Here is a 13,229-nt window from a genome sequence, read left to right as displayed (position 1 = left end):
TTTTATTAACAAAAACATGCCACTATGGATTTAACATCACTTACTTAGAAGGATTTAGTATGACTAACAAGCTCTTAGTATCTAGCCTCATATTTCCGTTATTTCTTTCTGGATGCCAACTGTTTAAGCAATGGGAATGTAAACCAACAGATTGGTATTTACAGGGATTTAATGACGGATATGCAGGAAACCCTTCATACAGTATTACAACTTACCAAAATGCCTGTGCAGGAAACACGGAAGTAAGAGTAAATGCCCAAGAGTGGCAACGGGGCTATGAAAAAGGACTCACAAAATATTGCCGCGCGGATAACGGCTATCGCATAGGAAAATCTGGCATAACATACCATGGCGTTTGCTCAAATGCTGACTTCATAAAGAACTATAAATTAGGTCGTCAGCAATATGAGATAGAGCAACGTAAACAACAGCTAAGAAGTGAAATCAGAGAGCTGCGTAATCAAATGGCGAATGAACCTGAGTTCAAAGAGAAAGAACGACTTCAAGAACAAATCGATAAGATCGAAAGAAGGATTGATAACTTATCTAAACCTGATGTCTCTGTGCATATTGAGTTTTGATTTTTTAGCGAAAAAAGAGTGCCTAAATATGGCACTCTCCTTTCGACAACAATTTTATCGCGTTCTTAAATTTATCAAGTTGGATATACCCTCTGCGCTTTGCAACTTCGTTGCCATTTTGATCGTAAAAAATTGTCGTAGGTGAGGCTTTAAAACCACCTATTTTTCTCAAAAAGACCTTACTGGCTTTTGCTGCAAGTAACTCATCATCGTAATGTTTAAGGCTTCTTTTTAGTTGCCGCTTAGAACCATTCGTACCAACTAAACTGATATGAAATTGATGCTGGCAACGTTGCTGAAGCTGAGTAAGTTGCTGCGCTTGCTTTTTACACCAGCTGCATTGTGGTTGAAACAACATAATCACGGATAACTTTCCAGCTTGAGCCACTTCCACATGTTGTTGTCCTGCTCTGAGAGAAGGCAATGTCATATTCATTGCATGAAGGTGGAACGAAAACACACAAGCACTCAGAAAGAGTACTTGTGTAATTCTTTTGGTAAGGGAATTGACCATTAAAGCTTAACTTCTACGCCAGCGTAGATTTCACGCCCATGCAATGAACCGTAAATGTAGGCCACATCAAAGTCACCATTGGCATCGAAGAACAATGGAGAATCACCACGTTTTATTTGGGTTTCTTCAAAGATATTTGAAACGCCCGCATAAATTTTCGTACTTTCGGTTAACTGATATTGTGCTTTGATATCAGACGTTGAGAACGCAGGAGCATTCAAGGTTTTCTTAGTACTCTTATCCCCTTTCTTGTCAAAACCTTCGTAACCGTATTTTGCTAAGTCTTTACTGCCAAACCACACGGTTGACCAAAAGACTTTTAGGTTTTCTTTTTCATATTGAATTTCAAAGCTGGCACGCTCTTCGACTGGCGCAATCGAGTAAGATGAGCGGAAGTTTTTATCGTAAATAAACTTCTCAACACTGGCGTTAACTGTCCAATTATCATTGATGGTGTAACCCGCGGTAATATCAAAGGTACTGACCGAAGCCGTGTCTTTTAATTGAGTCAGTAAAGGCACGCCTTTATCCGTTTCTTCGAGACTGGCAAGGTTCTCAACTTCAGAATGAGCAATAGAGGTAGTGATGGCTAATTCATCCGCATCATAGGCCAAAGAGTAACTGACAGAAAGCGACTCTTCTAACGAATCAACATCAATTTGATAGCCTTTTTTAGAATCCAAGATCCCGTGATCCGTTTCAAAGAATGATAATGGAGCACGATAACCACGACCCGCAGAAAAACGAGAAGTAAACTCATCATTATGGAAGTAACGCATATCTAGACGTGGAGCAATAAACGTTTCTTCAATTTCAACGCCCACTTTCTTAGGGTCAACGAAGTCCGCCATGACTCTGTCTACACGAACTGCTGTCGCAATTTCGAACTCATCCATTGGTGTCCAAGTGCTTTGTAAAAACAAGCCTTTGGTTTCATAATCGAATGAATCACTTTGGTAAGTGGGTAGTTTGCTTAGAGCATCTGTCGATGAACGCATTTTTTCATGGCGAATATCTAAGCCATAAGTTAGTGAAAACTCATCGCTAAAATCAGTATCGAATTTCGCACGAGCATAGGTCATTTTATCGTTAGCTTGATAATCAATACCTTCATAAAATGAATCTTGTTTATGCTTGGCATAGCTTACTGCAAATTCAGCAACGGTCTCATCAGAAAGTTCCGATAGATATTTTATGTAAGCTTCATCACGCGTGGTTTTGATCCACTCTGTCGTTTCCCAAGGCTTACCTATGTATTTCTTTCGAACATCATCATCTTCAAATAAATGCTCTGAGTCTTTTTTGTCGTAACTGGCAATGGCGGCACCAATGGACTTCACATTTTTACCAATAACAGGGCCACCAAAAATTTCAGACTGAATTTTTGAAATTCGAACTTGAATGTTACTACTATCAGAAACATCTTGGCTAATAAGAGCTGTAATTGATTGGTTTTCGATAAATGGCGCTTCACTCACTCCGTTATTATCATGATCTTCTTGGTCTTGCTTGTCATACTGGCCAACCAAAGTAAGACCTGTCGTGCCATCTTCTGATACACCTGTTGCCATGGTTTTGATAGCAGTAAAGTCATGTGAACCTTTAGCCACATCAACGGCAACCTGATTATCGTAGGCTTGTTTAGTAATAATGTTGACGGTACCACCAATCGCTTCTGGCGCAATTAATGACGCACCTGCACCACGAGCAACTTCAATGCGATCAACACCTGTTGTCGCAATCGCATCTACACCATAAAAGCCAGAGATAAGGGTATGGGTAGGTAAACCATCAACCAGAATCGTTGTATGCTCACCTTTCATGCCGTTAAGCATAATGCGCTTAACACCACACATAGAGCACTCATTAGAAACGTTAACACCAGGTTCGTTATTAATCGCAGCAGTCAGGTTTAATGCATTTTTATTTTCGATCATCATTGCATCTAATACTTCGGTCTGCTGGATAACATCTTTTAAGCGACCAGCCAGATCGAGTTTACGACGAACACCTTGAACTTGAATCGATTCTATTTCTTGATCAACTCCGTCATTTTCAGCGGCTTCAATCAAAGTTGGTGTGGAAATAAAAGAAACTGCGAGCATAGCAGAATAAAGTGGCGAGAATTTCATAGTGACCCCATACGTCTTATTTTGGTATCAAAAACGAGCGTAATGTAATCAATTCTCATTTACTTAAAATTGATCAACATCAAGATGAAGGGCAAGCTAGAAACAAAAAAGCTATGATTTTCACCATAGCTTAACGTGTATCACAAATTTGTTATCATTAAATCGAGATAAATTAAAATCCTTTCGATGGATTTAACCAAAGATGAACTGTGACCTCATCTCTGTCGTGGTACAAATGCTTACATTGGACTTTAAAGTCTTCAACACCATACTCTCTAAGCATTTCATCCATTTTAGCTAAGATTTGTCTTACTTCTTTAAAGCGACTTTTCATTGGTAGCTTTAAGTTAAAAATGGCTTCTTTGAACCAACCTCTTACCGCCCAATCTTCAATTAACTCAGCCACACGAGACGGCTTTTCCACCATATCGCAAACTAGCCAATACACATTCTTTCTTGGCGGTTCAAACTTAAAACCATCTTCGCGGTAATGTTTTATTTGCCCCGTTTCCATGAGATTTTCATTCATAGGACCATTATCGACAGCCGCTACGAACATGCCACGGCGAACGAGCTGATACGTCCAGCCTCCAGGGCAGGCACCTAAATCAACCGCGTTCATGCCACTTTTTGCTCGTGCTTCTTGCTCTTCTTTGGTTAAAAAGTGAGAAAAAGCTTCATCCAATTTTAACGTTGAGCGACTTGGTGCATCTGATGGAAACTTAAGTCTTGGGATCCCCATAAAATGAGGTGAAGTATTGTAGCTAAGTGAATAGCCACAGTAAGCTTGCCCCGGCGCAACAAAACACACATGGATGATTGGACGCTTTGAATGTTCTTTATTAAGAAGTGAACCCGACTTTTTTAAGCTCTGACGTAAAGGTACGGTTAACTTGCGGCAAAAAGTCGATAACTCTTTGGCTTCGTTAGTATCAGGGGTTTCAACTCTTAGCTCACCAGCTTTTTCAACGTCTGCCAGTGACTCGACAATTGGCGTAACCCTGTCATTTTCAGGCAAGTCTTTAAGCAACTCACCAGCAGCAAACATTTGTCTGGCAAAAACCAAGTCATTGAGTTTGATTTGCTCCATCAACTTATCGGCGCCGTCGGCTTCGAACGTTTGAAATACTACGTAGGCATCATTGGGTTTTGTTTTAACAAAGCCACCAATATATAACTCTTCAGCACGCCATTGGATTTCAGCCGCACAGTCTTTTTCATAGCCTGCGCGACAATACAATACTAAGTTCTGCATGAATGTTTGAAACTGGAAATCAAAAGATGCGGCATTATAGCTAAATCAATTTTAAATGACATTTATATTGATTTAGCTACATAACCTAATATATCTACGCTAATAGAAAAATTAGCTCTCTGGATGTACTTCTGTATTACTTTGATAAACCGCTGCTGCTAATAATAACCAACCGATTAAAAAGCCCATTCCACCTAGTGGCGTCAACATGGCCAAAAACTTGGTGCCCGTAAGTACATAGCTATATAAAGAGCCAGCAAATAAAACAATACCGAAAATAAAAGCATAGCAAGCATAATCAAGAAGCTTTGATTTCACCCAATGTCCCGCCAATGCCGCTCCTATCAACGCAAAGGTATGATAGAAATGATAATCCACCGCAAGACCAAAGATTTGTAGCATTTCACCAGAAGCAACCGTTTTTAAACCATGAGCACCAAACGCTCCTAGCGCAGTAGCTAAAAAACCACTTAAACAAGCTATTAAGAATATTCCTTTACGCATGACTTTCTCCAATGAATTGCTCACAGTAGTCAATCGCTTGAGCTAAGTTTTGCTCCCAAGTATAGCCTGACATTTTACGAGGTTGCAGACTATGATCGCCATCATTAACCCACTTTATCGCAACATTGTCAGGCAAACTCCATTCAGTCACTTGTTGTGTATTGCCAAATCTGTCCCGTTCACCTTGAATAATACAAATTGGATGCAACGATTCTTCAAGCGGCTCTAGTCTAGGGTTTCCACCTTTAATAGGAATAAATGGATAGCCTACACATATAATCCCTTGAACAGGAATTTCTAGAGTTTTAGACAAAATCGCTGCTACACGACCTCCCATGGATTTACCCATTAAGAAAACTCGTTTAGGTTGATGTTCTTCTACCACCTGTTTCAAAGTATTCTCAAAATGCGCTAACAACCTCGGCATACGCTCAGGAGGTCGTTTTTTGCCATCGCCTTTATTCGCTTGCATATAGGCAAAATTAAAACGTACGACTTTGTAATTTTTACTAGCAAGCGTTTCAGCAAACTCTTGCATAAAGTCTGAATCCATTGCGGCACCTGCACCATGAGCAAACAGTACCAGCGTATCCCCTTCACCATTAACGATAAGATTCATTGTAACAACTCACTTCGAGATTCTTGTGCGAACATCTCCAGCATCCATTCACGAAATGCCACTACTTTACCCAGTTCAGCTTGACTGTTTTGACAAACAAGATAGTAAGCATTTGGGCTAACTAATGCCTCCTGAAACGGTACCACTAATCGCCCCGCTTGGATATCAGGCGCAGCAAGAACACTGTACCCTAAAGCAATACCTTGACCATGGGCCGCCGCTTGTAAAACCAATGATGAATGACTGAAGATCGGTCCATGATTCACATTAATGTCTTTCAGCCCACATTGCTTAACCCAACGCTGCCAATCTTCACGGCTCATATCATGTAACAAAGTATGATGTTTGATATCAGAAATCGAGTTTAATGGTTTGCTTCCGGTAAGTAGCGATGGCGAGCAAACAGGCATGAGAACTTCATTTCGCAATTTATCTAAGCGAACGTCTGGCCAATTACCTTTACCGTAATAAATGGCAACATCCACGTCATCGGTCAAGGATTCATCATCACTATCTACGGCTTTGATGCGCACATCGATCTCAGGATTTTTTTCACTAAACTGAGCTAAACGAGGCACCAGCCATTGAATAGCAAAACTCGGTGACATGGCAACAGTGAGTGCACCTGTTGCGCTTCTTGCCAATAAACGCTCTGTCGATTCCGCCAACTGAATAAAAATATCTTTGATGTCGAGAAAGTAACCTTGCCCTTCTTCGGTTAATAATAGCGAGCGGTTCTTTCGCCTAAATAATTTTAATCCTAAATATTCTTCCAGAGCTTTAATTTGATGGCTTACTGCGGCTTGCGTAACGAATAATTCATCAGCAGCCTTAGTAAAGCTTAAGTGGCGCGCGGCCGCTTCGAAAGCCTTTACAGCGTTAAGTGGTGGAAGACGTCTTGGCATAATTACTCACTCTAATTGAAAGGTGATTTAAGATTACTTTTTCTAATCCGAATTATTACATTTAATCGTTTGTAAACACCAGTACTTTTGACTAAATTTTGCGCCAACGAGAATGGGATTCTGAAAGCCTCAAGTAGTAGCGAGGTCACTCAGGAAACAGCGACGAATACTTTGAGGCAACAAATATGAAAACTCTTACCACTTTATTAGCAACCGCAGCTCTTGGCTTTTTTTCTGCAACTGCATCAGCTAGCAATATTGAAGCAACTAAAATTGATACCGCACAACTTCATCAAGACATTAAAATCGATTTAACACTTTCGATGTCAGGCTTATTCAATAATTTAATGGATACTCAGTCATCAGATTTTTTAGTAGCCAAAAACGAAGAAAAGCCACAAGCTGAAGAAGCTTCTGCTTCAGAAGAGTAATACCACTCGTATCAATTTACTGTTATTTAGATGATGCCTTAGCTTTGAAACTACATCGTTGCAACTTCTTACCATAGTTAAAACTATGATTCGTCATTGCGCCTTGTATTTTCTTCGCTAACGCCTCCCTTAAAACACAGCTAATTGATGTGAATGGTATAGTACCTGTTTAAAGCACATAAAAAAACCGCACGTCTGTTGCGGTTTTTTTGTGTCTTATGAAAACTCGAGCTTGATATAGGTAATAAAAGAAATCAACAAATACAAAAAGAGCAATAGTGTTATAAGACAACCGTCCGTGACAGGATGTCACGGTCGTCAGCACATGGATGTGCGCTTCAGTTGGTGTTAATACTATTGCTCTATAACCATACCTGAGCTAAATCTTACTTAAGCCAGCTTTCACTTTACGAGCATGATGCAGCTTCTTATAGCTTTCAATTAAACGTAAGTGTGGTTCAATGCCCTCTAGCTTCATACTGGTTGGTGTTAAGCCACTAAAGCTCACTTCACCTGTAATCGAGCCCACCACTTGTTCCATCACGTCCTCACCAAACATACGAGTGAAATTATGAATAAAGTGCTCTAGCTCAAGCTCGTCGTCTAATACCACTTCTAATGCTGCCTGCATCGCTTGGTAGAATAAACAACGAGTCACTGTGTTATCGTTATATTGTAAGAACTCTTCCACCAGCTCAAGTGCCGCTTCAAACTCACCTAACGCTAAATAAATGAGTAACTTGAGTTCAAGAATAGTAAGCTGTCCCCACACGGTATTTTCATCAAACACAATACCAATCAAAGTTGGAATATCGGTATTATTATCCAACTCACTTTCTTCTAGTCTCTCAACTAAAGCAGCAAGTGCATCTTCATCAAGAGAGTGAATATTCAGAATATCACTACGGAACTCTAGAGCTTTATTGGTGTTATCCCAAATCAAATCTTCAACAGGGTACACTTCTGAATAATCTGGTACCAAAATACGACACGCTGATGCACCAAGCTCAGTAAACTCAGCCACATACACTTCTTTACCCATCTCAGCCAAGATACCAAATAAGGTTTCAGCTTCCTGCTCATTGGTGCCAGAGAAATCCCATTCATAGAAGTCATATTCAGCTTGATTACTGAAGAAGCGCCATGAAATGACACCGGTTGAATCAATAAAGTGCTCTACGAAGTTTTCAGGCTCTGATACCGCTAAGCTACTGAAGGTTGGCTTAGGCACATCGTTTAAGCCTTCAAAGCTGCGACCTTGCAACAACTCAGTTAAGCTTCGCTCTAATGCCACTTCAAAGCTTGGATGAGCACCAAAAGAGGCGAATACGCCACCCGTTCTAGGGTTCATCAAGGTCACACACATTACAGGGAACTGACCGCCTAGTGACGCGTCTTTTACGACAATAGGGAAACCTTGCTCTTCTAACCCTTTAATGCCCGCCACAATGCTTGGGTATTTATCCAAAACATCTTGAGGGACATCAGGCAGAACAATTTCTTGCTCGATGATCTGACGCTTAACCGCACGTTCAAAAATCTCAGATAAGCACTGAACTTCAGCTTCTTGCAAGTTGTTGCCCGCGCTCATGCCGTTACTTAAAAATAAGTTCTCAATCAAATTTGATGGTACATAAACCGTTTCACCGTCAGATTTACGCTTATACGGAATAGCACAAATACCTCGATCGATACGACCTGAGTTGGTATCAATCAAATTTGAGCCAGCCAATTCTCCATCGGGATTGTAGATTTCTAAACAATAGTCATCCATCAAACCAGCAGGCAGGGAGTCATCGTCTTCAAGTGGGAACCATTTCTCATTTGGATAATGAACAAACTCACTGTCGGCAATTTCTTCACCAAAGAACTGATCGTTATAGAAGAAGTTACAGTTCAAACGCTCAATGAACTCACCTAATGCCGAACACAATGCACTTTCTTTGGTAGCCCCTTTACCATTGGTAAAACACATCGGCGATGCAGCGTCACGAATGTGTAATGACCAAACATTAGGAACAATATTGCGCCATGAAGATACTTCAATCTTCATTCCTAGTCCTTCAAGGAGCTCGGTCATATTGGCAATGGTTTGCTCAAGCGGTAAATCTTTACCCAATATATAGGTGCTACTGTCACCCTCTGGCGCGCCCATCAGCATCGCATGAGAATCGGCGTCAAGATTCTCTACGGTTTCGATTTTAAATTCAGGCTTAGTCTGCACCACTTTTTTCACGGTACAACGATCAATCGAGCGCAAAATACCTTGGCGATCTTTTTCAGATAAATCTTCTGGCAGTTCAACCTGAATTTGGAAAATCTGGTTATAGCGATTTTCAGGATCAACAATATTGTTTTGTGATAAACGAATATTATCCGTCGGGATATCACGGGCTTTACAGTACACCTTTACAAAATAGGCGGCACATAAAGCAGAAGAGGCAAGAAAGTAGTCAAACGGGCTTGGCGCAGAGCCATCACCTTTATAGCGAATAGGCTGATCAGCGGTTACGGTAAAGTCGTCAAACTTAGCTTCAAGACGAAGGTTATCAAGAAAATTTACTTTGATTTCCATGGCATGGGTCCGAAATCATACGTCGAGAGACGTGGAACATGAATGGAAAGGATTATCCTTGTTTTTTAGGCAAGTGTCTTGGGAAAGTTTAGATATTCTAGAAGTTGCAAAAAAAGAGCCGAGATTAGGTCGGCTCTTTCATATATCTGTCCAACAACTTAAAAGCCTGAATAACTATTTGGATACCCAGCAATACCAAGGAAGTAACGCTGGGTAATTTCAGGTGCTTCGCCATTAACCTGTACCGATTTCACCTGCAATGGAGACGCTGACTTTTCAGTAAGCTTACCGTCTGCATCCAAACTAAACATGGCAATATCATGGCTCTTAAAACCTAAAACATAAGCATGGCGTTTATCATAGGTTACATAAATATCTTTCGAATCACCTTCTGTTTCAGTTTTTCGAGTCACCATTTGATCAGGCTCTAAAAGGCTTCCTTCAACATTAAACTTAACCACTTGATTCGAATTAAAACCGACAGCGTATAAGTGATTATCAGGCGATAACCAAGTCCAGCAAGCGGCTGGGCGAGTAGCAGTAATTATCGAACCTGTACTCGAAGGTTGCGAGTTCATATTCGGGCTACTATCGAACACATCATTACTGTTTGTTGTATCTAACGAAATCAAGGCTGCAATGTTATTTCTTAGCCCCGAACTGCCAACATCCGAAATAAAATGACTCGTCAATATGGCATTCGAAACATATACGAAGCGGCTATCAGCAGACCAACTAAAGCCAATCGATCCCAATATGTTTTCATTCGCAAAATATCTTGAATTCAGTAATGAAAAATCACCATTGTTAACGGAGACATCATACAAAAATGTGTGAGCAGGCGTAGAGAGTTCAGTACTTGCAGGGTAAGCCGCATTAACAATTCCAAGTGTTGTTACCGCAACCTTTGTTCCATCGGGACTAAAGCTGACTTGTGCAGGGCCATTTTGGCGAGCTGTATAAGTCGCCAACCTCTTTTGTGGCGTTAATACGCCAGTATCCACATCAAAACGATAAAGGTATAGGTTTCTGGTATCAGGGTTGGAATCCACTAAATGTTCACTGATGGGTTTGTTATATTGATCCAAACACGATTCAAGCTTTTCACCATCAGTTGGCTGAATACAGTGAGAAACATTTTGCTGATTCGCTACAATAACCCAAGTATTTCCAGCAACGGTTTTAACATCTATGCTCACAGGGCGAATTCCGAAAGAATCCATATTTTGAATACCGCTATGTTCAGCTCGTTGATCGATACGAGTTAAGTCTCCGGTTGAATCATTGATTCGAAACACGCTGATACTGCCGTTATTTTCAGTGATGCTACCATCACCTAATGTCTCACCAGCATTAACAACGAGTAGCTTATCGCCCAGAATACGTATTGTGCCTTGCGCATCAATATCACCATCATCAGCATCACCTACGCCTCCAGTACTAAACGAGGCTCTTTCAATTAAGCTACCATCGTCAGCCACAGCGAATGAAATAACACGATTGTCTTGTACGTCATTAGTACTGGTATAAATAAATCGAGTTTGTTGATTAGAAGAACTTGAAGAGCTTGAATTATCACTATCATTACACCCTTGCATTAGAAATAAGCTCGAGAGTAATAAACAGATTTTAGCTTTAGGGTACATACAACACATCCTTATGTTACAGCAAAAAACAACTAAGGACTTAAGTATAGTAAGGTTGAAGCAAGCGAATACTTAAAGATCAAAAATAAAATTGGCTGGCTATTAAAACAAAGAACAATCACAAGTTTTCGGCGTGCAACAAATAGAAGTGAAGCATCAATCAATATAAAAATGTTAATTTATTCACCATTAAGGTTTAACAAAAAAGTAGGTAAAGCTATTTACACTTATATGTGGTGTTTAAAGTAGAGACAAAGCATGATAGCTGAAATTGGTAACTTTCTGTTAAGCTGCATAGGCAGTCAGCCGCGAGATAGGAATGAGCCTATAAATCATCACCATGTTTATAAACATGGTGCCAAACAGGTTGAACTCAGTCCCGCTCAAACAAACTTCCACACTGCTCCAGTAGAATGTTGGTCAGATGATGACTCAAACATCTTTGATTCGTATGTTTTTGTTGAACATCCGGAGCACTCAGATTTTGCATCCTATTATGAACCACGAAGACGTGGAACACCTCCCCCTGCAAAATAAGGTATACACATTTAATCAAAGAGCCCATATCTCAGAGCCATAAAACCGCATTAGTCGGCTTTTTTGAAGAACATGAACGCTCTCTATGTTCAGGTATTCCAAAGCCAAGTGTTCATACTCGTACAGAAAGCTTGTTACAACAACAAGCTGTCATCAGCTGGGATGGGAAATACGTCATTGACTGTTCAAGATTAGAATTTGCTGATTTACTCACTCCATCATCTTCTGTCTCACCAGTATTTGCAAACTGTCTAGGTGAAGCAATTGAAGCAGAAAAACTAAACATGGTTGCTGAATTACAATCAAGGCGTTGTATCGCAACAAGCGAAGCTGAAAAGCTCTGCGCGTCGGCTGAATATTTAACGGACATAAGAAGATTGATTAAGCCCTTGAGTGATGTTGGTAAAGAGCTTTTAAGACTTCAACAAGAAGCTGATGAAACACAGCCAAAACTACCAAAAGTATCTGATTGTTGCGATGTGCAACAATGCAGAATTCCATATAGAGGTGATGGGGCTGACGTCCAAAAAGCTGAATTATTGAAATTACAACAACATCGTTCAATTAAGCCAGACACCACGAACTCTCTACCTAAGCTAGATCCAAATCTGATTTTACAAGCGATTTCGAACTATACAGGGCAGTGGTTTTTACCCTCTGAAATCCCTATTTTTTTGGGTTATGTTAATTCAGATTTTGCTGATGACTGGGCTAAATTGTACGGGTTTATTGAAAGCTATGCTTCGTTAAATTTTGAGCATGGTGACATACCACACCTTCTACAATTAGCATTATTAAAAGTGATTGTTGGTTTGGATAGTGGAACGGTTCAAACACTGGTTGAAAATGATTTATGGGGGTATTTTTTAGACAAAAATCAATATGCTTCAAACAAGGAAAGAAGCTTAACGTCGGACAACGAGCACTTTAGAGTTATTGGACACAATATGGCCTTATTCGCTAACTCTCCTGTGGTTATTCACGAGAAACTATCTACAGGGGTATTCTCTGAAGCTCTAGAAACTCTAGCAAACCGAGCTGATATTGATTCTTTAATTCCAGAGTTATCTGATGTATTAGGTATTCCTGATTTAAATAAAGAACAATTAACAGAAATGGTAACGCATTTGAGAGTGTTAGAACTTGCTGTTACCAATAGAGCTATAGAAGCACAAAAAGAGCTTACTCAACGACTTCCCAACACCAACATACACTCAGCCAATCGCTGTCTTAGTGGTGATTTTGAGGATGGCAACCCCACCATAATAAGGTCTCTCAGGCTACAAGCACTCAAACACCTTGAAGAAGGAAAGCATGTATATGGTTACTCGAAAAGAGAAAAGTTTGTCGGATTAGATCACCGTGAGTTTTATTTACTACAAAACAAATACATTCCAATCACTGATGAGGATGATATAGAAAAATGCGATTCATTTGTTGTATTACCGAAAGGCAGTCCGAGGTTAAAAGATTTACCTTGGCATGTGTTACAAGCACAATCTGAAAAGTAAACCGTGCTCAAACAAAAAA

11 protein-coding genes are annotated in these 13,229 nt (G+C 40.2%); 3 read left to right on the top strand and 8 right to left on the bottom strand.

Going from position 1 to position 13,229, the window contains the following annotated elements:
* Positions 1-59: 59 nt before the first annotated feature.
* Positions 60-581, top strand: coding sequence for a DUF2799 domain-containing protein (locus E2H97_RS04560; RefSeq protein WP_170308247.1), 522 nt, complete (start codon positions 60-62; stop codon positions 579-581).
* Between the two features lie 22 nt (positions 582-603).
* Here E2H97_RS04560 and E2H97_RS04555 read toward each other — a convergent pair whose 3' ends face one another.
* The 6 genes from E2H97_RS04555 to E2H97_RS04530 all read right to left on the bottom strand — a co-directional run bounded on the left by E2H97_RS04555 (position 604) and on the right by E2H97_RS04530 (position 6,510).
* Complete coding sequence (locus E2H97_RS04555; RefSeq protein WP_170308246.1) at positions 604-1,011, bottom strand: thioredoxin fold domain-containing protein; 408 nt, start codon at positions 1,009-1,011, stop codon at positions 604-606.
* An 83-nt stretch (positions 1,012-1,094) separates the two neighbouring features.
* Positions 1,095-3,227, bottom strand: a complete 2,133-nt coding sequence (locus E2H97_RS04550) for a TonB-dependent receptor plug domain-containing protein (protein WP_133406039.1) — start codon at positions 3,225-3,227, stop codon at positions 1,095-1,097.
* 172 nt (positions 3,228-3,399) lie between these two features.
* Complete coding sequence (gene rlmM / locus E2H97_RS04545; protein ID WP_133406038.1) at positions 3,400-4,482, bottom strand: 23S rRNA (cytidine(2498)-2'-O)-methyltransferase RlmM; 1,083 nt, start codon at positions 4,480-4,482, stop codon at positions 3,400-3,402.
* A gap of 111 nt (positions 4,483-4,593) precedes the next feature.
* Positions 4,594-4,986 carry a DUF423 domain-containing protein gene (locus E2H97_RS04540; protein ID WP_133406037.1) on the bottom strand — a complete coding sequence of 131 codons (393 nt, stop codon included), beginning with the start codon at positions 4,984-4,986 and terminating at the stop codon, positions 4,594-4,596.
* Positions 4,979-5,605, bottom strand: a complete 627-nt coding sequence (locus E2H97_RS04535) for an alpha/beta fold hydrolase (RefSeq protein WP_133406036.1) — start codon at positions 5,603-5,605, stop codon at positions 4,979-4,981. Before E2H97_RS04535 ends, E2H97_RS04540 begins: the two co-directional genes overlap by 8 nt.
* Positions 5,602-6,510 (bottom strand): transcriptional regulator GcvA, encoded by a 909-nt coding sequence (locus tag E2H97_RS04530; protein ID WP_133406035.1) that lies wholly within the window; start codon positions 6,508-6,510, stop codon positions 5,602-5,604. Before E2H97_RS04530 ends, E2H97_RS04535 begins: the two co-directional genes overlap by 4 nt.
* Before the next feature lie 185 nt (positions 6,511-6,695).
* Here E2H97_RS04530 and E2H97_RS04525 point away from each other — a divergent pair, with 185 nt between their 5' ends.
* Positions 6,696-6,941: a hypothetical protein gene (locus tag E2H97_RS04525; RefSeq protein WP_133406034.1), complete on the top strand. Its 246-nt coding sequence runs from the start codon at positions 6,696-6,698 to the stop codon at positions 6,939-6,941.
* Between the two features lie 379 nt (positions 6,942-7,320).
* On the opposite strand, the gene E2H97_RS04520 is transcribed toward E2H97_RS04525, so the two are convergent.
* Together E2H97_RS04520 and E2H97_RS04515 are read right to left on the bottom strand one after the other, a co-directional pair.
* Positions 7,321-9,516 (bottom strand): OsmC domain/YcaO domain-containing protein, encoded by a 2,196-nt coding sequence (locus E2H97_RS04520; RefSeq protein WP_133406033.1) that lies wholly within the window; start codon positions 9,514-9,516, stop codon positions 7,321-7,323.
* 158 nt (positions 9,517-9,674) lie between these two features.
* Positions 9,675-11,162, bottom strand: coding sequence for a lactonase family protein (locus E2H97_RS04515; protein WP_133406032.1), 1,488 nt, complete (start codon positions 11,160-11,162; stop codon positions 9,675-9,677).
* 668 nt (positions 11,163-11,830) lie between these two features.
* Between E2H97_RS04515 and E2H97_RS04510 the strand changes: the two genes are divergently transcribed.
* On the top strand, positions 11,831-13,210 hold the full coding sequence (locus E2H97_RS04510) for a hypothetical protein (RefSeq protein WP_133406031.1): 1,380 nt from the start codon (positions 11,831-11,833) through the stop codon (positions 13,208-13,210).
* Positions 13,211-13,229: the final 19 nt, after the last annotated feature.

It is taken from the genome of Parashewanella tropica, assembly GCF_004358445.1.
Taxonomy (GTDB): Bacteria; Pseudomonadota; Gammaproteobacteria; order Enterobacterales; family Shewanellaceae; genus Parashewanella; species Parashewanella tropica.
This window is presented reverse-complemented; position numbering and strand designations above follow the sequence as displayed.

Excerpts from the sequence above, each read along its gene's own strand:
- E2H97_RS04560 (WP_170308247.1), top strand. The coding sequence starts at position 60 with ATGACTAACAAGCTCTTAGTATCTAGCCTCATATTTCCGTTATTTCTT.
- E2H97_RS04525 (WP_133406034.1), top strand. The coding sequence starts at position 6,696 with ATGAAAACTCTTACCACTTTATTAGCAACCGCAGCTCTTGGCTTTTTT.
- E2H97_RS04515 (WP_133406032.1), bottom strand. The coding sequence starts at position 11,162 with ATGTACCCTAAAGCTAAAATCTGTTTATTACTCTCGAGCTTATTTCTA.
- E2H97_RS04540 (WP_133406037.1), bottom strand. The coding sequence starts at position 4,986 with ATGCGTAAAGGAATATTCTTAATAGCTTGTTTAAGTGGTTTTTTAGCT.
- E2H97_RS04530 (WP_133406035.1), bottom strand. The coding sequence starts at position 6,510 with ATGCCAAGACGTCTTCCACCACTTAACGCTGTAAAGGCTTTCGAAGCG.
- E2H97_RS04555 (WP_170308246.1), bottom strand. The coding sequence starts at position 1,011 with ATGACATTGCCTTCTCTCAGAGCAGGACAACAACATGTGGAAGTGGCT.
- E2H97_RS04535 (WP_133406036.1), bottom strand. The coding sequence starts at position 5,605 with ATGAATCTTATCGTTAATGGTGAAGGGGATACGCTGGTACTGTTTGCT.
- rlmM (WP_133406038.1), bottom strand. The coding sequence starts at position 4,482 with ATGCAGAACTTAGTATTGTATTGTCGCGCAGGCTATGAAAAAGACTGT.
- E2H97_RS04550 (WP_133406039.1), bottom strand. The coding sequence starts at position 3,227 with ATGAAATTCTCGCCACTTTATTCTGCTATGCTCGCAGTTTCTTTTATT.
- E2H97_RS04520 (WP_133406033.1), bottom strand. The coding sequence starts at position 9,516 with ATGGAAATCAAAGTAAATTTTCTTGATAACCTTCGTCTTGAAGCTAAG.